The organism is Staphylococcus sp. aM, assembly GCF_052975125.1.
This window is the reverse complement of record NZ_CP121447.1, coordinates 1,727,962-1,749,863: the sequence shown is the minus strand read 5'-3', so window position 1 is coordinate 1,749,863 and position 21,902 is coordinate 1,727,962. Positions and strand designations below refer to the sequence as shown.

Sequence of the window (21,902 nt, the reverse complement as noted above, 5' to 3'; positions counted from 1 at the left end):
CAAGTGGTTTTCTTTTGTGGATTTAGATTTAATTAATCTTAAACAAGTAGATATAAATCGAATCGGAATAAATCATCTACGCATATAAAAAACGTATGATTACAACTTCTTATATAAAGACGCTACAATCATACGCTAGTTAATTAGTCATTTTCCTTTTTATCAATATGTGTTGAAAATGGTTGAGGCTGTTTAGGTGTATCTAGACGACTTTTACAATCATCACACATAAATGTACGAATAGGATTATTTCTAAGTCGTTTTGCTTCTACAGTGTTTTCATCAATATGTACTGTAGTATCACAAATGATACATTTGACTGGAACCAATTAAATCACCTCAATATATTTTACATACTTAAATTCGTAACTATAACCTTTTTCAGTATCATATACAAAACTATCCACAGAGTTATCGTCATATAGACGTTTACCATCTTTAGCAAATTGGAAGAATAAATATGGTAATAAATCTAATGGAACTTCTATAGCATCTTCGTCATTAAATAATTTAATAGCGGTTGCATTTGATTGTGGTTCAGAAGTTTTAAAGAATGGTGTCATATTTATAACAAATGAACCCTCTAATACAGAACGCTTTTTATATTTAATTTCAGAATTTAATGTTGGTGGATTAGTTTGACCTTCTAAGATAGCACGATTCCATTCGCGATTATCTTCGAACTGTATTGGTTTAGTGCCATCGAAAACGCCTTTTTCTAAGTCTTCGAGGCTTACCTTTCTATCATCAAAAATCCATGTTGTACTATCTAATGTGATGGGGAAATTCACCGCACCTTTTATTTGAATCATCTTGCCCACTCCCTAAATTTTTATCTTATATTATTTTATCATAAAATACGTTATACTTAATTTAAAGATACTTGCTTTTTAACATTCAGTAAGATAAAATTTTATATATTGAAGATATTTAATGAAATGATAGGGGGAGTGCGTGTCATGGCTAATCAGTCGAAATTAAATAATGCGGCTTATGACCAACTGAACAAAGATGCAGATAGAATATTACATCTTATTAAAGTTCAAATGGACAATTTAACAGTGCCTTCTTGTCCACTTTACGAAGAAGTTTTAGATACACAAATGTTCGGTCTTCAAAAAGAAGTAGATTTTGCTGTACAACTCGGGCTAGTTGAGAAAGAAGACGGCAAAAATCTTATGTTAAGACTTGAAAAAGAACTTTCAAAACTACACGAAGCATTTACAAACGTTTAATTTTTTATATAAATTTGATGTGTTGATATATTGTTATTGATGTTACTAGAATTATTTTAATACATTTATGACAACACTTTCATGCTAGTATGAAATGTGGAACCGTAACTTGCACATTGTAAAAATGGTGGCTGAGATAGTATCATATTTGATATTTTCTCAGTCATTTTATCTTTTTTGAATAATTGTTAAGTTAATATTTGTTTTGTGATACATAGGAAGTTTATAATGAAAAGGATAGGTTTTAGAGTCATTGATTATTTGTATTGATGCTCTTAATCTCAACTCTCAAAAAATTTGAATTGGATGTACAAGTATATGAAAAATTTTAAAAATATAATGCGATACATTGGAAAAACATCTAAATTTATCGATTATCCATTGTTGGTCACATACGTCATCCTATGTTTAATTGGTTTAGTTATGGTTTATAGTGCCAGTATGGTTGCTGCTACGAAAGGCACTTTAACAGGTGGTGCTGAAGTATCAGGTACTTATTTCTATACAAGGCAATTGCTATACGTCATTATGAGCTTTGCTATTGTCTTTTTTATGGCATTTATCATGAATGTAAAGGTCCTGAAACAACCCAATGTCCAAAAATGGATGATGATAGGTATATTTGTTTTACTCTTAATTACGTTAGTTATTGGTAAAAATATTAATGGTTCTAAAAGTTGGATCAACTTAGGATTTATGAACTTACAAGCATCCGAATTACTTAAAATTGCTATTATATTATATTTACCATTTATGATAGAAAAGAAAATGCCAGCAGTGCGTAATAAAATTAAATTAATTTCAGCACCTATTATTTTAGTAGCCAGTTGTGTCGCTTTAGTCTTTTTACAAAAGGACGTAGGGCAAACGCTATTAATATTAATCATATTCTTTTCAATCATTTTTTATGCAGGAATCGGTGTACATAATATTTTGAAATACGGTATTATGGTAGCAATTGCAGGTGTTTTGATTTCGTTATTAGTTCTGATTGCAGGTTTATTACCTAGTTATCTTGAAGCAAGATTTAGTACTTTAACCAATCCGTTTAGTGCCGAATCAGGAACTGGTTATCATATATCGAATTCACTTATGGCAATAGGTAATGGCGGTCTGTTTGGTCGTGGTTTAGGTAATAGTATTATGAAATTAGGTTATTTACCTGAACCACATACTGACTTTATTTTTGCGGTTATCTGTGAAGAATTAGGATTAGTAGGCGGTTTGTTTGTCATTTTACTAGAATTTTTCATTGTTTATCGTGCGTTTCAGCTTGCAAATAAAACTAACTCATATTTTTATAAATTGGTTTGTGTTGGTATCGCAAGTTATATTGGAAGTCAAACATTTGTTAACTTAGGTGGTATTTCAGCAACGATCCCATTAACAGGGGTACCATTACCATTTATAAGTTTTGGCGGATCTGCCATGATTAGTTTAAGTATAGCAATGGGATTATTACTCATTACTGCTAAACAGATTAAAATGGATGAAAAAAGAGCCAAACAACATAAAGTCGATATTAAACGACGATATCAATAAGTATTTAGCTAATCTCGCTTTAGAAAATTCATTATATTGAATTTTCTAAAGTTATAGAGATTAGCTTTTTTTATTATAAATATTTATTAAACATACAAGATTTAACTGGAAATATGATTGATGCAATGATAATATAAAGTTATTGTTTATGATAAGTTTATATGAATTTGATAAGTTGAGTTAGCTTCGCAATAAGAATATTTATCTTATGTGACACTTAAATTAAAGAATTATGACTAATATGCAATAACTATAGAAAAAGCAATCTATATAAGATAAAATCTTAGTATCAGACTAGTAAGAAAATTCCGAAAATTTAACAGGGGTGTGATCACTTTTGAAACATATTAAAAAGTTATTAGTAGCCAATCGTGGGGAAATCGCTATCAGAATTTTTAGAGCTGCTGCAGAATTAAATATTAATACAGTAGCCATATACTCTAAAGAAGATAAATCATCATTACATAGATATAAAGCCGATGAGTCCTACTTAGTTGGTAGTGATTTAGGACCAGCTGAAAGTTACTTGAATATTGAACGCATTATTGATGTAGCTAAAAGAGCAAATGTAGATGCGATCCACCCAGGTTATGGATTTTTAAGTGAAAATGAACAATTTGCGCGCAGATGTGCAGAAGAGGGTATCAAATTTATTGGACCACATCTAGAACATTTGGATATGTTTGGAGATAAAGTTAAAGCTAGAGCTACTGCACTTAAAGCTAACTTACCAGTTATACCAGGCACAGATGGACCTATAGAAAGCTATGAAGCTGCCCAATCTTTTGCTAATGAAGCTGGTTATCCATTGATGATTAAAGCTACCAGTGGTGGTGGCGGTAAAGGTATGCGTATCGTTCATGAAGAAAGTGAGCTTGAAGATGCATTCCATCGTGCTAAATCTGAAGCAGAGAAATCATTTGGTAATAGTGAAATATATATAGAACGTTACATTGATAACCCTAAACATATTGAAGTACAAGTTATAGGTGATGAATATGGTAATTTGATCCATCTTTATGAACGTGATTGTTCTGTTCAACGTCGTCATCAAAAAGTTGTCGAAGTAGCGCCGTCCGTTGGATTGTCAGAATCCTTAAGAAAGAAAATATGTGACGCTGCGCTTCAATTAATGTCTCATATCAAATATGTAAACGCAGGAACTGTCGAATTTCTAGTATCTGGTAATGAATTCTTTTTTATAGAAGTCAATCCACGTGTGCAAGTGGAGCATACAATCACTGAGATGATTACAGGTATTGATATCGTTAAAACGCAAATATTAGTTGCTGATGGTGCAGAATTATTTAGTGAAGAAATAGGTATGCCAAAGCAAAAAGATATTCAAACATTAGGTTATGCGATCCAGTGTCGTATTACTACTGAAGATCCACTCAATGATTTTATGCCTGACTCTGGCACAATTATTGCATATCGTTCTAGTGGTGGATTTGGAGTCCGTTTAGATGCTGGCGATGGTTTCCAAGGTGCAGAGATTTCGCCGTATTATGATTCATTATTAGTAAAACTATCGACGCATGCTATGTCATTCAAACAAGCTGAAGAAAAGATGGAACGTTCATTAAGAGAAATGCGTATTCGAGGTGTGAAAACGAATATACCATTTTTAATCAATGTGATGAGAAATGAACAATTTAGAAGTGGCGATTATACAACTAAATTTATAGAAGAGACACCTGAATTATTTAATATAGAACCAACTTTAGATAGAGGTACGAAAACATTAGAGTACATAGGTAATGTAACTATTAATGGGTTCCCTAATGTTGAACAACGACCTAAACCACTTTATGAAGCTGCATCTATTCCTAAAGTATCACAAAAGAAAATAGCTACGTTTTCAGGTACGAAACAGTTATTAGATCAACAAGGCCCTAAAGGTGTGGCAAATTGGGTACGCGAACAAGAAGATGTTTTAATGACAGATACAACATTTAGAGATGCTCATCAATCTTTATTAGCCACACGTGTACGTACTAAAGATATGTTGAATATTGCTTCTAAAACAGCAGAAGTATTTAAAGATAATTTTTCACTTGAAATGTGGGGCGGTGCAACGTTTGATGTAGCATATAACTTCTTAAAAGAAAATCCGTGGGAACGACTTGAAAGATTGCGCCAAGCAATACCTAATGTGCTATTTCAGATGTTATTACGTGCTTCAAATGCCGTGGGTTATAAAAATTATCCAGATAATGTTATACAAAAATTTGTGAAAGAAAGTGCAGAAGCAGGTGTTGATGTATTCAGAATTTTTGACTCATTAAACTGGGTAGATCAAATGAAAGTGGCGAACGAAGCAGTTCAAGAAGCAGGAAAGATTTCAGAAGGTACTATTTGTTATACAGGAGATATCTTAAATCCTGAAAGATCTAATATATATACATTGGACTACTATGTGAAATTAGCAAAAGAATTAGAAAAAGAAGGATTCCATATTTTAGCCATTAAAGATATGGCCGGCTTATTAAAACCGAAAGCAGCCTATGAACTTATTGGACATTTACGTGCAGCAGTTGATATGCCGATACATCTTCATACTCATGATACAAGTGGCAATGGTTTATTAACGTATATGCAAGCGATTGATGCAGGTGTGGATATCATCGATACGGCTGTAGCATCAATGAGTGGTTTAACAAGTCAACCTAGTGCCAATTCATTATACTATGCTTTAAACGGCTTCCCACGTCAATTGAGAGCAGATATTAATGGGTTAGAAGAAATAAGTCATTATTGGTCAACAGTGCGCCCTTATTATGTTGATTTTGAAAGTGATATCAAATCTCCAAATACAGAAATTTACCAACATGAAATGCCTGGCGGACAATATTCTAATTTAAGTCAACAAGCTAAAAGCCTTGGTTTAGGAGAACGCTTCGATGAAGTTAAAGATATGTATCGTCGTGTGAATTTCTTATTTGGTGATATTGTCAAAGTAACTCCATCTTCGAAAGTAGTCGGAGATATGGCATTATTTATGGTTCAAAACGATCTAAATGAAGATGATGTTATTAATCAAGGACATAAATTAGATTTCCCAGAATCTGTAGTTTCGTTCTTTAAAGGGGAAATCGGTCAACCTGTCAATGGTTTTAATGCACAACTTCAAAAAGTAATTTTAAAAGGGCAAACATCATTAGAAAATAGACCTGGTGAATATTTAGAACCTGTTGATTTCGATGCAGTAAAACAAGAATTAGCTTCAATTCAAAACATCGAAGTAACTGAGCAAGACATTATAAGTTACGTCTTATATCCAAAAGTATACAAACAATTTATTGCAACGAAAGAGCAATTTGGTGATTTATCATTACTAGATACACCTACATTCTTGTTTGGTATGAGAAATGGAGAAACAGTTGAAATTGAAATTGACACAGGTAAACGACTAATCATTAAGTTAGAAACAATTAGTGAACCAGATGAAAATGGGCAAAGAACCATTTATTTCTCAATGAATGGTCAAGCAAGACGTATATATATTAAAGATGAAAATGTTAAAGCGAATGTTAATGTAAAACCAAAAGCAGATAAAACTAATCCTTGTCACATTGGTGCACAAATGCCAGGTTCAGTGACCGAGGTGAAAGTAGCTATTGGTGATAAAGTAAAAGCTAACCAAGCTCTACTCATCACTGAAGCCATGAAAATGGAAACAACTGTCCAAGCACCATTTGATGGAGTGATTAAACGGATTACCGTAGCAAGTGGTGATGCGATTGCAACAGGTGATTTATTAATAGAAATTGAAAAAGTATGAGATTAATTTAAAAATCCCCAACATTCAATCAGACATGATGAATGTTGGGGATAAATATTATGATTTGTTTTTTAAACTTCTTGTGGTTCTTAACATTAATAGAATGAAATAGGCAATCATACCGAATAAATAAGTAATAAATAAAGCATGAAGTAATGCAATAAACAAATTAACATTTGTAATGACTGATAATGCACCAGTGACTACTTGTAAAATAACTAGAATAAAAGCAGCTGTGTAACCGTATTTGATTGTACGATTATCAGCATAATTTTTGACGGCATGAATAAAAGTGAACATAATCCACATGAAAGTAATAAATGCCATACCTCTATGTGCGAACTGTACCCAATCATGTACGTTGTGTGGGACAATATCATCAAAAGGTACTGGCCATGCACCATAAGCTAGACTTGAGTCAGTATGTCTTACTAGTGCACCTGTGTAAATTGTTAAATAAACAATAATTGCCATTAACCAAGTTAATGTACGTAGTGGCTTTTTAATCATTACCTCATCAGCTTCATATTTTTGATCAATTGAGAAGACAATTAGTGTCATTAAGAATACTGAAGAGAAACTCACTAGTGATATACCGAAATGTAGTGCTAAAACATAATCATTTTGTTGCCACACAACTGCTGCAGCGCCTACTAAAGCTTGCAGTAATAAGAAACCAACACTAATTATAGATAATGGTTTAATTTCTTTGATATATCCGATATGTTTCCATGCAGTTATAACTAACCACAATACCACGATAAGGGACAATGCTGATACAGCTCTGTGACTCAATTCGATAATGGTTTGTATAGGTAAATTTTGTGGCAGAAATGCACCATTACATAAAGGCCACGAGGAACCACAACCATCTTCTGAACCAGTTTTAGTGACGAGTGCACCACCTAATTGTACAAATGTCATGATAATTGTTGCTAAGACACTTAACCATTTAAGGTTTTCTTTTCTAAACAATGATAAACACCCCATCATTAAAATAAAGTACTTTATCTAATCGCTTATATCATGTTAGACATTTCCTTTAAATTAACGTATATATTTTTCTTTTACATTATATTAATGATACCATTTTTAAATGCATTACAAAATCAACTATTTAGAATGTCGTTAAAGTGTCACAATTTAATTTTTTAAAACCTAGTCTTTTATAACTATTTGCTATATCATTATATTATATGAAAAAGTTCAAGGAGGGGAATTATGAACAAAGAACAAACTTTGTCACAAGATGCGGGCCGTGTGACATTCAAAGAGTTACAACAGATTATTAAGATGGGCCTTGTTCAAGGGAATTTAATTCCTGCATTTGCCGGGGCTTGGTTGGCTGTTGTAATGACAAACCATTCCTTCCTATCGTCGATACCTCAAATTTTATTAATGATTATAGGTTCTACATTTATAATGGGCGGTGCATGTGCACTTAATAATTACTATGACCAAGATATTGATCAGATCATGCCTAGTAAACAAAATAGACCCACTGTAAATGATAGAATTTCAAATAAACACTTATTAATTTTAAGCTTTGGTATGATGTTAGTAGGTGAGGCATGTTTATTTTTACTCAATATTCCATCAGGCGTATTAGGATTAATTGGTATCGTAGGATACGTTTCTTATTATTCGATTTGGTCTAAACGACACACAACTTGGAATACTGTCGTAGGTAGTTTTCCAGGTGCTGTACCACCATTAATTGGTTGGGTAGCGATTGATGGTTCTATCAGTGTTGCTGCAATAGCATTATTTTTAGTAGTATTTTGTTGGCAACCTATTCATTTCTACGCTTTAGCTATTAAACGTAGTGATGAATATTCATTAGCAAACATTCCAATGTTACCATCAGTTAAAGGATTCAATAGAACACGTATAAGTATGTTCATTTGGTTAGTATTATTATTGCCAATACCATTCATGTTATCTAGTTTAGGTACTACATTTATTGTATTAGCTACATTATTAAATCTAGGTTGGATGGCATTAGGTTTGACATCGTTCAAACGCAATAGTGATCAAACTAAATGGGCAACAACAATGTTTATCTATTCATTAAACTATTTAGTTGTATTCTTTGTACTTGTTGTAGTCGTATCACTTATTAAAATGATATAAATATAAAATTAAGTAAGGATGAAACATATGAACGTACCTATATTACCAACGTTAAGTACCTCATGCATTGTTATTAGTGCGATATTAGTGGCAATTGGTTGGAGACTTATTTGGAAAAAACAAATTGATAAGCATAAAAAAGTAATGCTATGGGCAGCTATTTTCGCAGCTACATTCTTTATTATTTATGCTAGTCGTACAATCTTTATAGGAAATACTGCATTTGGTGGTCCAGATAGTATTAAAATTTACTATACGATTTTCTTAGTATTCCATATTAACCTAGCAACAATTGGTGGGGTATTAGGCTTAATACAAATTTTTACGGCCTTCAAAGATAAATTTAATATTCATAGAAAAATTGGACCTATTGCTTCAATTATTTGGTTCTTTACAGCTATTACTGGTGTGGCAGTATATTTACTTTTATACATCTTATATCCAGGTGGCGAAACAACTTCATTAATTAAAGCAACTTTAGGTTTATAATTTAATATTTTAAATGTACTGATAAAACTTAATCGTAGGTTTTATCAGTTTTTTAATATATTTAAATCGGTAATTCATTTTACAAACATAAATAGCTAAAAGTGTTTATAATGAAATTTATGATGAAAATAGACTTATCTTGATTATGAAATATATATTTATGTACAATGATAATAATTCTATTGAGGTGGGTGAAAAATGAAAAAATTAGTAATACGAATATTAGGTGTAGTCTTTTTAGTTTCTTTTCTAATCTATTTATTTTACTCACCACGTTTAAAGTTTGATGTATTAGAAAACCCTAATAAAAATCAAAAAACTGAGCGAACTGAACAGTTTAAGAATACTAATAAAGATATTGAAAATCCAAAGCCTAAAAAAGGTGTAGGTACTTGGATTGGGAAAAATATTAATCAGCTTACTAAAAAGTATGGGCAAGCTAATCGTACATATCCTGTTAGTGATGGTTATAAAAATTATGTGTTTAAGAAGAAAAATCAATATTACATTGTAAGCGTTAAAGATAATCAAATTAAATCTGTATATGCTACTGGCAATGATGTAAATATGAGTCCGTTACATATAGGTGAAGAAAATTCTAAAATCTATGAAAATACAAGCATTAATCCTGAACCAACTATTAAATCTAATGGCAAGGTTTATGAGTTTGAATTGTCTGATGAAGACTTAAAAACGCAAACATTAATTAAATACGGTAATGTGTATGCGCAAGTATATTCTGATCAACAATCTAATAAGATTATGGCAATTCGTTTTTTAGATAAAGATGCATTAGCTTCATTACAACCATACAAAACCAATGAATCTCAGTCTTCATCTAGCAAAAAACATAAAGAATTACCATATGAACAAAATCCCAATCAGTTAATGACACTCTATGAAGTGACAAACGAAATGAGAAAGTTAAAAGGTTTAAAACCATTAAAAGTAAATAATGATATTGCGCATATAGCCTCTATTAATTTGTTTGATGCAACGAAGAGTGGTTATGATTCAGTTGAATTTACTGAAAATGCATTAAAACAGCAATTAGATGAACGAGATATTAGCTATACTTCTACAAGTCAAAATGTGGGTTATAACTTTGATGATGTTCCTACATTAATTCATAGTTGGATGAATTCGGATATTCATCGATCAAGAATGTTAAATACCAAGTATGATGAAATGGGCGGAGAAGTGATGAAAGATTATTATTCATTAATTTTCTTAGAAAAATAAGTAAGGGGAAGATGACAAATGATAAATGAAGAAACATTGTCTATTTTAGACGATGTCGAAGCATTGTCTGATATGATCGTAGATTCTGTAATATATCATGACTACATTGAAGCAAAGGAATTATTATATCAAGATGATGAAGCGCACTTATTATACTCAGCTTTTTTAAAGTCTAAAGATAAATATGATGATGTCATGCGTTTTGGTAGATATCATCCGGATTATAAAACAATAATGATGGAAACACGTCAACGTAAAAGAGCTTATGAAATGTTGCCTGTGGTTATGGACTATAAATCTAAAGAAGTAGAATTACAGAATTTAATAGATGAAGTGATTAGTAAAATTGCATTAGCAGTATCAGATAATGTAAAAATTGAAACGGGTAATCCATTCTTTCAAACAACTGCACATGGATGTGCTTCTGGAGGATCATGTAATTGCTCACTATAGAAAGATAAATGGCAAGGTCTATGTTTAACATTAGACCTTGCCATTATTTTGACATCTTATTTTAATGTTTCTTTAAACTGTTGTGCTAGATCAGGACGATCAGTTACAAGGGTATGTGCACCCTTTTGATAAAGGTCTGTCATTAAATCAATGCTATTAATGCCATAATATCCTGGTACGATGTTTAGTAGTGTTAACCATTTAATAAATCTTGCAGATGTAAGTCGTATACCTTTAAATTCGATAGGCATTTGGAAAGTATTAGCTTTAGGATGATAAGTGTTACCTCTAAAGGTATTGAATTTAATGAAAGCTTCAGTAACTTCACTTTGACTTGCACCAATTGCAACTGTACCTTTACTTAATTGGTCAAAGCGTTCTATTTGTTCTTTATGGAAACTTGTGACTAAAACACGGTGTTCTGCTTGATGTTTAGAAATTTGATGATAAAGTACTTCAGGTGCTATGGCACCTTCATAGCTATCAGGATGATCTTTCAAGTCTACATTGATATACATTTCTGGGTAAAGTTCTAATAACTCTTCAAACGTAAGAATTTTTGCGTCTGAATGTCCACGATATGGGTATTGACGATTAATATCTGTAAAATAATAACCGGCATCTAATTTTCTTAACTCAGCAAGCGTATGTTCACATACTTTTCCTGATCCATTCGTAGTACGATCTACCGTTGCATCATGGAAAACAATGAGCGCTTTATCTTTAGTTAATCGTACATCCGTCTCAAAGCCATCCACGCCATATTGAACTGCATTATCAAATGCTAATTTAGTTTGTTCAGGTCTTACGGCCATACCACCTCTATGAGCAAACAGATATGGTGCTACACCTGAAAAGAATGGAGGGATTGCATTAATTTCACGTGGCTTTTTATTTTGATTAATATAAAGCACACTTCCTATTATACTTGCCGCTGCTAATGAGCCATTAACTAACCACTTATTTAGTTTAACCATTTAATATCCTCCTTAAGTTATTAAAGTCATATTAACAGATAATAGTTATATATGGAAAATGAAGTGCGTACTGAAATAGAATGTGTTAACAATCAAATGATAGACAATACAATTGACAAATAAAATGTGTTTCCAAATGCAATTCCCTAGTTTATATTAAAAGGTGATTGTTATTTCATAAAATTTAAACTCATGATATGATTAAAATTGTATATCAAATGGAGTGAAGAGAGATGAATTTAGTTCCTAGAGTAAGCCTCGTCGTTTACTTAAAACACATTAAACACGAGAGACAAATTAGAAAATATGGTCACATCGTTCATTCTAATAGACAACGTAAGTACGTTATTATGTATGTTAATGAGAATGAAGCGGATGATGTTGTAAATAAATTAATGAAATTAAAATATGTAAGACATATCGATGGATCCCCTTATCGATTTTTAAAGAAAACTTATGAAAAAGAAAAACACGAAGTTTTATAACTCGTGTTTAAGATGACGTATTTTATTGTAATGGTGGAATCCATCGTTGTAGTCGTAACACGCTAATTAAATAATTAAAATACAAGTCATTGTCATGAAATGCTTCAGGTGGTTGAACGTCTATGCCTAAGACTGGAATATCATAGGCTTCTGCCTTGTTGTTAATCATTTCAAACTTTTTATTGCTATCAGGATAAGGATATTTTACTGCGTTCATCATCATGTACATTGCTTGAAAATAATTACCTTCAGTTGGTTGCATGACAATAGCGACAGATGATAATTGTTTTTCAGTTTGCGGTGAATGGAAATAAATAATTTTATCAATGCGTGAATGGTTATAGTCGATAAGTGTAGTAAATTCAAACAAATCTGTTAACCCTTCACCCAAGACAATAAATGATTGTTTCATATGTCAAATCAATCTCCTTTTAAGTCAAATTATATTAAATTACATAGTGAAATGGAAGTGTGAATGAAATGCGTGTGATAGCAGGAATACATAAAAGTAAAGCGCTAGAAAGCTTAGAGGGTCGCAATACTAGACCGACTATGGATAAAGTCAAAGAAGGCATCTTTAATAGTTTACATGAAGTATCAGGGCTTGGTTTAGATTTGTTTGCCGGTAGTGGTGCCCTTGGTATTGAAGCCTTATCTCGAGGAATGGATAAGGTCATTTTCGTAGATCAGAACTTTAAAGCGGTTAAAGTGATCAAATCAAATCTAAAACAACTCGATTTAATATCACAATCAGAAGTTTATAAAAATAATGCAGATCGAGCTTTGAAAGCCTTAGCTAAGAGAGAAATACAATTCGATTATATTTTTCTAGATCCACCATATAATAAAGGTTTAATCGATGAAGCATTAAAAAGCATTGCGGAGTTTAATTTACTAAAAGAAAATGGTATTATCATTTGTGAGTTTAGTAATGATGAACATATTCAAAGCGCACCGTTTAAAGAAATAAAAAGATATCATTATGGTTTGACAGATACTTTGTTATTAGAAAAAGGAGAATAATATGAATAATACGAAAGCAGTCATTCCCGGAAGTTTCGATCCAATTACATATGGTCATTTAGATATTATTGAAAGAAGTGCAGATCGTTTTGACGAAATACATGTTTGTGTTTTAAAAAATAGTAGTAAGGGTGGCACTTTCAATTTAGACGAACGAATGGATTTAATAAGAGGCTCAGTAGCACATTTATCCAATGTAGAAGTTCACCATTATAATGGTTTGTTAGTAGATTTTTGTAAACAAGTTGGTGCTAAAACAATTATCCGAGGTTTAAGAGCGGTAAGTGATTTTGAATATGAACTACGTTTAACATCTATGAATAAAAAGTTGAACAGTGATATCGAAACCATGTATATGATGACTAGTACGAATTATTCATTTATTAGCTCGAGTATAGTAAAAGAAGTAGCAGCATACAAAGCTGACATTTCAGAATTTGTACCACCTAATGTAGCTAAAGCCTTAAAAGAAAAATATCATATATAATAAAAAATGTACTGTTATATAATGCGAATCACATTATGTAACAGTACATTTTTTAAGATTTGATAACTGGTGTATTAAAATCATCATCGAATTGCTGGCTTATTAGATTATAGATATGCGTTGCTTTAATTTCAATTGGGAAATAAGTGGAAGATGATTGGTTGATATTCGTAATAAAATGTCGTTCTGGAAAATGTCGTTTTAGATATTTTAAATATGCCCGACCATTTTCATTCATACCTAATATTCTAGCAGCAAAGATATCATGGTTAATATCGCTTTGTTGAATATTAAGTAATATATTCATTAATACGCGTTGAATATGTGTATAAGTGTATCGTTTCGTTTTGACTTTAGATAATAAATCTTTAAATGAGTGTGCATCCTTAATCATAGAGATTAATCGATTTTCCAAACCTTCACTCATAGTATATATGGTTTGAAGTGTTGAAATACGCTGTGTTAATAACTGATGTTTGATATACGGAAAGGCGTGCTCAACAGTTGTAAATTGCGAGTGATATAGTGACTTAATTTCTTCTGGAACAACGTTTTCCCAATCAGAATGATGATGAATGATAGATTGGCGTATGGATGATCCGCTAGCAAATTGTTGATGTTGAATCGTTTGCTCACGATGTTGTGCAGTATCGCGATGAATAGTGATAGCTTCTATTTGAGGTGCGAATTGCAGAATCCCTTTTAAATATCCAATACTTAGAATATTATTTGGTGATTGTAAAATATCATTTGTAGATTGTTGTTGGATTAATTCGTTAATGATCCTAGGATAACTCTTACCTTCTTTTAATTTTGATTTAAAGGCATCACTGTTTTCCAAATCAAGAACCTGTCGTGTAGCTTCTTTTAAGTCGTTAATATTGCCATGCTCGCTTCCAAATGAGATGGTATTAATATCTAAATAATCAGCTAATTTAATTGACATTTCACCAAAGTAATCACCTGATGAAAGACTGGCGATGGTTGGAAGTTCAACGACTAAATCTACTGCTGATAGGGCCATTTGTGTACGAATAAATTTATTAAATAAAGCCGGTTCACCTCGCATGACAAAATTGCCACTCATAAGGGCAATAGAAACATCCGCTTGTGATTGTAATTTGGATTGTTGTGCATGATATAAATGCCCGTTATGGAATGGATTATATTCAGATATAATGCCAACACTTTTCATTTGCAATTCGTCCTTTCAGAATTCATTATTAGTATTGTAACAGAAGTATGTATGTTAAGAAAAAATCTTGACATATTATACTGAGAAAGTTAAAATAAATTTTGTGCTTGTTAGAGGTGAAGCCATATGAAATGGTCAATAACACAATTAAGAAAATATCAAGGTAAACCATTTGAGTTTAATCAAACGGTGAATTTTGAACATTTAAAAGAATCATTAGATCTTATCGATCTTTCTGAAATCAATGTTGAAGGACAATTAACTGTTAAATCAAACGAAGTGATTGCAGATATGCATATCACTGGTACATATACGATGCCATGTGCACGTACATTAGTACCAGTAGAAGTACCGCTAGATGTCGAAACTTCTGAAGTGTTTGATTTAGAAGGCAGTGATTATTATACTGACGAAGAAGAGCAGGATGAACATTATCATTCAGCAACTGACGGTATGATTAACATTAAAGATATTGTTGAAGATTTTGTAATTATCGAGAAACCGATGAGAGCATATTCAGACAATAGCAATCAAATGTTAACTGAAGGCAATGGTTGGGAAGTGATTGATGAAGATGAATTCGAGGAACTTGTAAAAGAACAAGACCAAGAAGATGATGATTCAGACAGAAAGCAAGTTGATCCAAGGCTTCAGAAATTACAACAATTATACGATAAAGACCAATAGCAGTTTAATTAATGATATAATATTGTTAAATAAACTGATATCATTTAATGATGTGTTTAATTTTAAGGAGGATAAATCATGGCAGTACCTAAAAGAAGAACGTCTAAAACAAGAAAAAACAAACGTCGTACTCATTTCAAAATTTCAGTACCTGGTATGACTGAATGCCCAAGTTGTGGCGAATACAAATTATCTCACCGTGTTTGTAAAAACTGTGGTTCTTACAATGGTGAAGAAATCGTATCTAAATAATTTTAGATATCAATAAATATCCTAATTGGAATAGTCATTTCAATTAGGATATTTTTTATTATCATATATTTAAATAGGACAAAATATTGAAGTAACTTTTTCTATAAATTACGTAAAAATATCGATGGTTTGCTTTCGTTATTTAAAAAAGTAGCGCAATCCTATACAATTATATTGAAGAAGAAATCATCACATTGGAGATTAGATATATGGAACAAATTACGTCTGCACAGAATAATAAAATTAAAAATGCGAATAAATTGAAGAAAAAGAAAGATCGAGATAAAACAGGTTTAGCACTTATTGAAGGTGTACATTTAATAGAAGAAGCTTATCAAAGTGGCTTAGTGATTGAACAATTATTCGTTGTTGATCCAAGTAGAACGGATAGTAGCTTAATTGAGTATGCAAATGAAACATTTGAAATCAATTTAAAGGTAGCTGAATCATTATCTGGAACAGTAACACCTCAAGGGTTTTTTGCTGTCATTAAGAAACCGGACTATGATATAACGACTGCGAAACAGGTTTTATTAATTGATAGAATACAAGATCCAGGTAATCTGGGTACTTTAATTCGTACAGCAGATGCTGCAGGTATTGACCTGATTGTAATGGAAAAGGGAACAGCAGATCCTTATCAAGATAAAGTGTTACGTGCTAGTCAAGGTAGTGTATTTCATATTCCAGTTATATCAGAATCATTACAGTCATACATTAATACCTTTAATGGTCCTGTTTATGGCACTGCATTAGATAACGCAGTAAGTTTTAAAGAGGTTGAAGCACAAGAGACATTTGCATTGATTCTTGGCAATGAAGGTGAAGGTGTAGATCCTGCATTATTAGAACATACTACGCAAAATATAACGATTCCAATATATGGACAAGCTGAAAGCTTAAATGTAGCCATTGCGGGTAGTATCTTGTTATATCAACTCAAAGGATAAATTTTAGATACTAAATAATCATTCTTATTTTTTCATAATGCGCTATGATGTGATTGTAGGTTGACCCTATATATCTAAATCGTCTATAATGAATGATGAATTCATAACAATAAATATTAACTTATATAAAAGTGAATCAATAGCCTATAAAAAGACTTAAATTAATGTATAAAGTTGTATAAGGGAGAATAATCGTGACTGAAAATTATTCCAACTTTGGTTAGTTTTTTTCATCTTTTTGGCTACTTAAAGAGATTTAAGTCGGAGTACGTCTTCGTTAGCAACGTATACAAGTGTATGCATAAGCATAAATTTGGGTGGTACCACGGAAGGCTTTCGTCCCAGTTAATGGACGAGAGTCTTTTTTATTTGTTGGAGTGAGATAAAAGAAAGATGACTGAGATATATATTAATGTCTGAGTATAAAAACATGTACTGGCAACTAAGGAGGAAGTTAAAATGACTCAAAATGATTATATGAGTGAATTAAAACAACAAGCATTAGTTGATATTAATGCTGCAAATGATGAAAAAGCATTACAAGATGTCAAAGTAAAATATTTAGGTAAAAAAGGTTCGGTAAGTAGTTTAATGAAAAATATGAAAGACTTACCTAATGAAGAAAAGCCAGCGTACGGACAAAAGGTGAATGAATTAAGACAAACGATTCAACAAGAACTAGATGAAAGACAAACGATTTTAGCCAATGAAAAGTTAAATCAACAACTTGCAGAAGAAACAATTGATGTGACATTACCTAGTCGCCAAATAGAAATAGGCTCAAAACATCCATTGACACGTACAATTGAAGAGATAGAAGATTTATTCTTGGGCTTAGGTTATGAAATTGTTGATGGTTATGAAGTAGAACAGGATCATTATAATTTTGAGGCATTAAACTTACCTAAATCACATCCTGCACGTGATATGCAAGATAGTTTTTATATTACTGAAGAGACTTTAATGAGAACACATACGTCTCCAGTACAAGCACGTACGTTGGAACAACGTAATGGACAAGGTCCAGTGAAAATTATTTGTCCAGGTAAAGTATATCGTCGTGATTCAGATGATGCGACGCATAGTCATCAATTTACACAAATTGAAGGTTTAGTTGTAGATAAAAATATTAAGATGAGTGATTTAAAAGGTACATTAGAATTATTAGCTAAAGAATTGTTCGGTGCAGATAGAGAAATTCGTCTACGTCCAAGTTATTTCCCATTCACTGAACCATCTGTAGAAGTGGATGTTTCATGCTTTAAATGTAAAGGCCAAGGTTGTAATGTGTGTAAACATACCGGTTGGATTGAGATTTTAGGTGCAGGAATGGTGCATCCTAACGTATTAACAATGGCAGGATTTGATGCTGATGAATACTCTGGATTCGCGTTTGGTATGGGACCTGACCGTATCGCTATGTTGAAGTACGGTATTGAAGATATTCGACACTTCTATACAAACGATGTGCGATTCTTAGATCAATTTAAGGCTGTAGAAGATAGAGGTGAAGCGTAATGTTAATTTCAAATGAATGGTTAAAAGATTATGTTGACGTAGAACAAGATGTTCAAGATTTAGCTGAACGTATTACACGTACTGGTATTGAGGTAGATGATTTAGTAGATTTAACAAAAGATATTAAAAATTTAGTGGTAGGCCATGTTATATCTAAAGCATCACATCCTGACGCTGACAAATTAAATATTTGCCAAGTCGATATTGGTGAGGAAACGCCTGTACAAATCGTTTGTGGTGCACCCAATGTTGATGAAGGACAATATGTCATTGTTGCTAAAGTGGGTGGCAGATTACCTGGTGGAATTAAAATTAAACGAGCTAAATTACGTGGTGAACGCTCTGAAGGTATGATTTGTTCATTACAAGAAATTGGTATTTCAAGTAATGTCGTACCTAAAGCGTTTGAAAATGGTATTTTCGTATTCCCTGAAAAAATAACGCCGGGTACAAATGCATTGGATGCATTGTACTTAAATGATCAAATTATGGAATTTGATTTAACACCAAACCGTGCAGACGCGCTAAGTATGGTCGGTACAGCTTATGAAGTTGCAGCACTATACGACACACAAATGACTAAGCCAGAAACAAATAGTAATGAAGAGGCTAACTCTGCAATGGAAGAATTACAAGTGACAGTAAAAAATAGCGATAAAGTTCCTTATTATAGTGCTAGAATCGTTAAAAATGTCACTATTGAACCATCACCAATATGGATGCAAGCACGTTTAATGAAAGCTGGTATCAGACCAATCAATAACGTTGTAGATATTTCTAACTATGTGTTATTAGAATATGGACAACCGTTACACATGTTTGATCAAGATCAAATTGGTTCAAATCATATTGAAGTTCGTCAAGCACATCAAGATGAAAAAATGACAACTTTAGACGATCAAGAAAGATCATTACTTGAGTCAGATATTGTTATTACTAACGGACAATCTCCAATTGCACTTGGTGGCGTGATGGGAGGCGACTTCTCAGAGGTTAGCGACAATACAACAAATGTTGTTGTAGAAGGCGCAATTTTTGATTCAGCATCAATTCGTCATACCTCAAGACGATTAAATTTACGTAGCGAAGCGTCAAGTCGATTTGAAAAAGGTATTGCTACAGAATTTGTTAACGAAGCAGTTGACCGCGCATGTTATTTATTAGAAACATATGCATCAGGTCGTGTGCTTAAAGATCGCGTAGCTCAAGGGGATTTAGGCTCGTTCATTACACCAATTCAAATTACAACAGATAAAATTAATCGTACGATTGGATTTAATTTATCTACTGAAGCAATTAAAAATATCTTTGAACAATTAGGATTTGAAACTGAAAGTAAACAGGATGAGCTTACTGTTTATGTACCATCAAGACGTAAAGATATTTCTATCAAAGAAGACTTGATTGAAGAAGTTGCTCGTATTTATGGTTATGATGAAATTCCATCAACTTTACCTGTATTTGAAGATGTTACTAATGGTGCATTAACTGATCGTCAGCATAAAACACGTACAGTTAAAGAAACAATTGAAGGTGCGGGTTTAAACCAAGCAATCACATATTCACTTGTATCAAAATCACATGCGAAAGATTTTGCATTACAAGATAGACCAACTATCGAGTTATTAATGCCAATGAGCGAGGCACATTCAACGTTACGCCAAAGTTTATTACCACATTTGATTGAAGCAGCTGCGTATAATGTTGCGCGTAAAAATCAAGATGTTAAATTATACGAAATTGGTCGTGTCTTCTTCGGTAATGCTGAAGGTGAATTGCCTGATGAAGTAGAATATTTAAGTGGTATTATGACAGGTGATTATGTAGTAAATCAGTGGCAAGGTAAGAAAGAAAAAGTGGATTTCTATTTAGCTAAAGGTGTCATAGAACGCGTAGCACAAAAACTTAACTTAAATTTTGAATATCGTGCTACAGAAATCAATGGTTTACATCCAGGAAGAACAGCGTTGGTATCTTTAAACGGTAAAGATATAGGTTTCATCGGAGAATTGCATCCTACAGTAGCTGCTGATAACGATTTAAAACGCACATATGTCTTTGAATTGAATTATGAAGAAATGATGAATGTATCAGTAGGTTATATCAATTACCAACCAATTCCTAAATATCCTGGTGTATCTCGTGATATTGCTTTAGAAGTTGAACATGATGTACCAGCATCTGAATTATTAAATACGATTCATCAAAATGGAGCTGATATTCTTCAAGATACGCTTGTGTTTGATGTATATGAAGGTGAGCATTTAGAAGAAGGTAAAAAATCAGTTGCCATCAGATTATATTATTTAAATACTGAAAATACTTTAACAGATGAACGTGTAACGAAAGTACATGACCAAATCATTGAAGCACTTAAAGCAAAAGGTGCAACAATTAGATAATTAAAAATAAAAGTAAAAGGCAAGTTCTATTGTGGATACAGTAGAACTTGCCTTTTTGTGTATAGTAATTATTGATATTTTTTATTTACTAATATTTGTGCTTTCTCTCTATTTTTAAAATGTTTTTTTGAAATAGAATCGAGTTGCTCGACACCTAATTTTTCAATGATTTTTGCAGCGAATAAATCGACTTTATTGCTAGCACCTTTAGGTACATCCATTTTTATTGATTTAGACATTTGATCCATATGTTTAACAAATGCATATCTAGAGATAATACTCGCAGCTGCGATAGCTAATGACTTAGATTCACCCTTCGTTTCAAACTTTGTTTTATTAGGGAAAGGTAAATCGGACAAGGCATAACGTTGATAAACACCACGTTCCGCAAATTGATCTATTACAATATAATCTAATGATGGCGCATCAATTTTTTGAACAACATTCGCAATTGCTTGATTATGTAAGACAGCTTTCATTTTTACTTGTGACCAACCTGCACGTTGACGCTCATTATATTTGACGTTATCAAGAGTGAGCAAGGAATGTGGTATGAACGTTACAAGTTGTTCGGCAAGTTCGACGATTTTAGCGTCGGTTAACTTTTTAGAATCATCTACACCTAATTCCTTCAAAATCTTGACGTGATCCTTTGTGACATATGCCGCACATACTGTGAGTGGACCAAAATAATCGCCACTACCAGCTTCATCGCTTCCAATACAGTTATATTGATTATATTTAATTGAAGAAGTTGTTTTTTTAGAAGTTGAAGCTGCTGATTTTGGTGTTGAGCTACTTTTTTCAGGGAGTAATTGCTGTGCAACTATTTCGGCATTTTTTCCTTGAAACATGACTTTTCCAGAATTGTAAATATTAATCACAGCGTTATTATGTTTTGCTCGTGCTTTCATACCTTGAGGTAATTGGGATGTATCAAATTTAATCTTGGACATTAATGATTGAATCTCAGTTGCTGTTAATTTATGGACAACGTTTGCCATATAGTGTTAGACCTCTCTTTGCTAGAATCTTTTCATAATAATCA

At 32.3% G+C, this 21,902-nt stretch carries 22 protein-coding genes; 15 read left to right on the top strand and 7 right to left on the bottom strand.

The annotated features are described in order from the left end of the window. Positions 1–143: 143 nt before the first annotated feature. Positions 144–329, bottom strand: a complete 186-nt coding sequence (locus P7F85_RS08610) for a DUF2197 domain-containing protein (protein WP_002467494.1) — start codon at positions 327–329, stop codon at positions 144–146. Next, entirely contained in the window at positions 330–812 is a 483-nt protein-coding gene (locus P7F85_RS08605; protein WP_002467505.1) for a hypothetical protein, read from the bottom strand. It abuts the gene before it with no gap. A gap of 147 nt (positions 813–959) precedes the next feature. Between P7F85_RS08605 and P7F85_RS08600 the strand changes: the two genes are divergently transcribed. From P7F85_RS08600 to P7F85_RS08590, 3 genes are all read left to right on the top strand, one after another. Then, positions 960–1,235 carry a YlaN family protein gene (locus P7F85_RS08600; RefSeq protein WP_002450671.1) on the top strand — a complete coding sequence of 92 codons (276 nt, stop codon included), beginning with the start codon at positions 960–962 and terminating at the stop codon, positions 1,233–1,235. A 318-nt stretch (positions 1,236–1,553) separates the two neighbouring features. Beyond that, the gene (ftsW, locus tag P7F85_RS08595; protein WP_002467498.1) at positions 1,554–2,777 is read left to right on the top strand and encodes a cell division peptidoglycan polymerase FtsW; all 1,224 of its coding nucleotides are present in this window, start codon (positions 1,554–1,556) and stop codon (positions 2,775–2,777) included. Between the two features lie 337 nt (positions 2,778–3,114). Further along, positions 3,115–6,561 carry a pyruvate carboxylase gene (locus tag P7F85_RS08590; RefSeq protein ID WP_002467496.1) on the top strand — a complete coding sequence of 1,149 codons (3,447 nt, stop codon included), beginning with the start codon at positions 3,115–3,117 and terminating at the stop codon, positions 6,559–6,561. Positions 6,562–6,618: 57 nt separating this feature from the next. Here the strand turns inward: P7F85_RS08590 and P7F85_RS08585 are convergent, their stop codons facing one another. After that, a complete protein-coding gene (locus P7F85_RS08585) occupies positions 6,619–7,536 on the bottom strand; it encodes a COX15/CtaA family protein (RefSeq protein WP_002467503.1) in 918 nt (305 codons plus the stop codon). A 246-nt stretch (positions 7,537–7,782) separates the two neighbouring features. Here P7F85_RS08585 and cyoE point away from each other — a divergent pair, with 246 nt between their 5' ends. The 4 genes from cyoE (at position 7,783) to P7F85_RS08565 (ending at position 10,878) form a co-directional block, all read left to right on the top strand. Continuing rightward, positions 7,783–8,694, top strand: a complete 912-nt coding sequence (cyoE, locus tag P7F85_RS08580; protein WP_002467502.1) for a heme o synthase — start codon at positions 7,783–7,785, stop codon at positions 8,692–8,694. A 27-nt stretch (positions 8,695–8,721) separates the two neighbouring features. Then, on the top strand, positions 8,722–9,183 hold the full coding sequence (locus P7F85_RS08575) for a DUF420 domain-containing protein (RefSeq protein ID WP_002450665.1): 462 nt from the start codon (positions 8,722–8,724) through the stop codon (positions 9,181–9,183). A gap of 198 nt (positions 9,184–9,381) precedes the next feature. Beyond that, positions 9,382–10,425: a CAP-associated domain-containing protein gene (locus P7F85_RS08570; protein ID WP_015365183.1), complete on the top strand. Its 1,044-nt coding sequence runs from the start codon at positions 9,382–9,384 to the stop codon at positions 10,423–10,425. An 18-nt stretch (positions 10,426–10,443) separates the two neighbouring features. Then, complete coding sequence (locus P7F85_RS08565; RefSeq protein WP_002465502.1) at positions 10,444–10,878, top strand: YlbF family regulator; 435 nt, start codon at positions 10,444–10,446, stop codon at positions 10,876–10,878. Positions 10,879–10,934: 56 nt separating this feature from the next. Here the strand turns inward: P7F85_RS08565 and P7F85_RS08560 are convergent, their stop codons facing one another. Then, complete coding sequence (locus P7F85_RS08560) at positions 10,935–11,855, bottom strand: glycerophosphodiester phosphodiesterase (protein WP_019235866.1); 921 nt, start codon at positions 11,853–11,855, stop codon at positions 10,935–10,937. A 233-nt stretch (positions 11,856–12,088) separates the two neighbouring features. On the opposite strand from P7F85_RS08560, the gene P7F85_RS08555 reads away from it, so the two are divergent. Further along, the gene (locus P7F85_RS08555) at positions 12,089–12,340 is read left to right on the top strand and encodes a DUF2129 domain-containing protein (protein ID WP_002450661.1); all 252 of its coding nucleotides are present in this window, start codon (positions 12,089–12,091) and stop codon (positions 12,338–12,340) included. Between the two features lie 22 nt (positions 12,341–12,362). Here P7F85_RS08555 and P7F85_RS08550 read toward each other — a convergent pair whose 3' ends face one another. Then, on the bottom strand, positions 12,363–12,752 hold the full coding sequence (locus tag P7F85_RS08550) for a DUF7147 family protein (protein ID WP_002450660.1): 390 nt from the start codon (positions 12,750–12,752) through the stop codon (positions 12,363–12,365). Between the two features lie 68 nt (positions 12,753–12,820). Here P7F85_RS08550 and rsmD point away from each other — a divergent pair, with 68 nt between their 5' ends. After that, entirely contained in the window at positions 12,821–13,363 is a 543-nt protein-coding gene (gene rsmD, locus P7F85_RS08545) for a 16S rRNA (guanine(966)-N(2))-methyltransferase RsmD (RefSeq protein ID WP_002466531.1), read from the top strand. A 1-nt stretch (position 13,364) separates the two neighbouring features. Then, complete coding sequence (gene coaD / locus P7F85_RS08540) at positions 13,365–13,850, top strand: pantetheine-phosphate adenylyltransferase (RefSeq protein ID WP_002466532.1); 486 nt, start codon at positions 13,365–13,367, stop codon at positions 13,848–13,850. A 52-nt stretch (positions 13,851–13,902) separates the two neighbouring features. Here the strand turns inward: coaD and P7F85_RS08535 are convergent, their stop codons facing one another. Continuing rightward, positions 13,903–15,045: a nucleotidyltransferase gene (locus P7F85_RS08535; RefSeq protein ID WP_046464314.1), complete on the bottom strand. Its 1,143-nt coding sequence runs from the start codon at positions 15,043–15,045 to the stop codon at positions 13,903–13,905. Between the two features lie 126 nt (positions 15,046–15,171). Here P7F85_RS08535 and P7F85_RS08530 point away from each other — a divergent pair, with 126 nt between their 5' ends. The 5 genes from P7F85_RS08530 (at position 15,172) to pheT (ending at position 20,854) form a co-directional block, all read left to right on the top strand. Further along, complete coding sequence (locus P7F85_RS08530) at positions 15,172–15,732, top strand: YceD family protein (RefSeq protein ID WP_002466530.1); 561 nt, start codon at positions 15,172–15,174, stop codon at positions 15,730–15,732. 78 nt (positions 15,733–15,810) lie between these two features. After that, on the top strand, positions 15,811–15,984 hold the full coding sequence (gene rpmF / locus P7F85_RS08525) for a 50S ribosomal protein L32 (RefSeq protein ID WP_002442221.1): 174 nt from the start codon (positions 15,811–15,813) through the stop codon (positions 15,982–15,984). 209 nt (positions 15,985–16,193) lie between these two features. Then, on the top strand, positions 16,194–16,934 hold the full coding sequence (locus P7F85_RS08520) for a TrmH family RNA methyltransferase (protein ID WP_002466529.1): 741 nt from the start codon (positions 16,194–16,196) through the stop codon (positions 16,932–16,934). A gap of 459 nt (positions 16,935–17,393) precedes the next feature. Further along, positions 17,394–18,452, top strand: a complete 1,059-nt coding sequence (gene pheS, locus P7F85_RS08515; protein ID WP_015365177.1) for a phenylalanine--tRNA ligase subunit alpha — start codon at positions 17,394–17,396, stop codon at positions 18,450–18,452. Beyond that, a complete protein-coding gene (gene pheT, locus P7F85_RS08510) occupies positions 18,452–20,854 on the top strand; it encodes a phenylalanine--tRNA ligase subunit beta (protein ID WP_015365176.1) in 2,403 nt (800 codons plus the stop codon). Before pheS ends, pheT begins: the two co-directional genes overlap by 1 nt. Before the next feature lie 68 nt (positions 20,855–20,922). Here pheT and rnhC read toward each other — a convergent pair whose 3' ends face one another. Beyond that, the gene (rnhC, locus tag P7F85_RS08505; RefSeq protein ID WP_019235867.1) at positions 20,923–21,858 is read right to left on the bottom strand and encodes a ribonuclease HIII; all 936 of its coding nucleotides are present in this window, start codon (positions 21,856–21,858) and stop codon (positions 20,923–20,925) included. Positions 21,859–21,902: the final 44 nt, after the last annotated feature.

Coding starts and splice junctions, on each gene's coding strand:
- P7F85_RS08535 (WP_046464314.1), bottom strand. CDS start 15,045: ATGAAAAGTGTTGGCATTATATCTGAATATAATCCATTCCATAACGGG.
- P7F85_RS08570 (WP_015365183.1), top strand. CDS start 9,382: ATGAAAAAATTAGTAATACGAATATTAGGTGTAGTCTTTTTAGTTTCT.
- rsmD (WP_002466531.1), top strand. CDS start 12,821: ATGCGTGTGATAGCAGGAATACATAAAAGTAAAGCGCTAGAAAGCTTA.
- pheS (WP_015365177.1), top strand. CDS start 17,394: ATGACTCAAAATGATTATATGAGTGAATTAAAACAACAAGCATTAGTT.
- P7F85_RS08555 (WP_002450661.1), top strand. CDS start 12,089: ATGAATTTAGTTCCTAGAGTAAGCCTCGTCGTTTACTTAAAACACATT.
- rpmF (WP_002442221.1), top strand. CDS start 15,811: ATGGCAGTACCTAAAAGAAGAACGTCTAAAACAAGAAAAAACAAACGT.
- coaD (WP_002466532.1), top strand. CDS start 13,365: ATGAATAATACGAAAGCAGTCATTCCCGGAAGTTTCGATCCAATTACA.
- ftsW (WP_002467498.1), top strand. CDS start 1,554: ATGAAAAATTTTAAAAATATAATGCGATACATTGGAAAAACATCTAAA.
- P7F85_RS08530 (WP_002466530.1), top strand. CDS start 15,172: ATGAAATGGTCAATAACACAATTAAGAAAATATCAAGGTAAACCATTT.
- cyoE (WP_002467502.1), top strand. CDS start 7,783: ATGAACAAAGAACAAACTTTGTCACAAGATGCGGGCCGTGTGACATTC.
- rnhC (WP_019235867.1), bottom strand. CDS start 21,858: ATGGCAAACGTTGTCCATAAATTAACAGCAACTGAGATTCAATCATTA.
- P7F85_RS08600 (WP_002450671.1), top strand. CDS start 960: ATGGCTAATCAGTCGAAATTAAATAATGCGGCTTATGACCAACTGAAC.
- P7F85_RS08520 (WP_002466529.1), top strand. CDS start 16,194: ATGGAACAAATTACGTCTGCACAGAATAATAAAATTAAAAATGCGAAT.
- P7F85_RS08560 (WP_019235866.1), bottom strand. CDS start 11,855: ATGGTTAAACTAAATAAGTGGTTAGTTAATGGCTCATTAGCAGCGGCA.
- P7F85_RS08575 (WP_002450665.1), top strand. CDS start 8,722: ATGAACGTACCTATATTACCAACGTTAAGTACCTCATGCATTGTTATT.
- P7F85_RS08565 (WP_002465502.1), top strand. CDS start 10,444: ATGATAAATGAAGAAACATTGTCTATTTTAGACGATGTCGAAGCATTG.
- P7F85_RS08550 (WP_002450660.1), bottom strand. CDS start 12,752: ATGAAACAATCATTTATTGTCTTGGGTGAAGGGTTAACAGATTTGTTT.
- P7F85_RS08605 (WP_002467505.1), bottom strand. CDS start 812: ATGATTCAAATAAAAGGTGCGGTGAATTTCCCCATCACATTAGATAGT.
- pheT (WP_015365176.1), top strand. CDS start 18,452: ATGTTAATTTCAAATGAATGGTTAAAAGATTATGTTGACGTAGAACAA.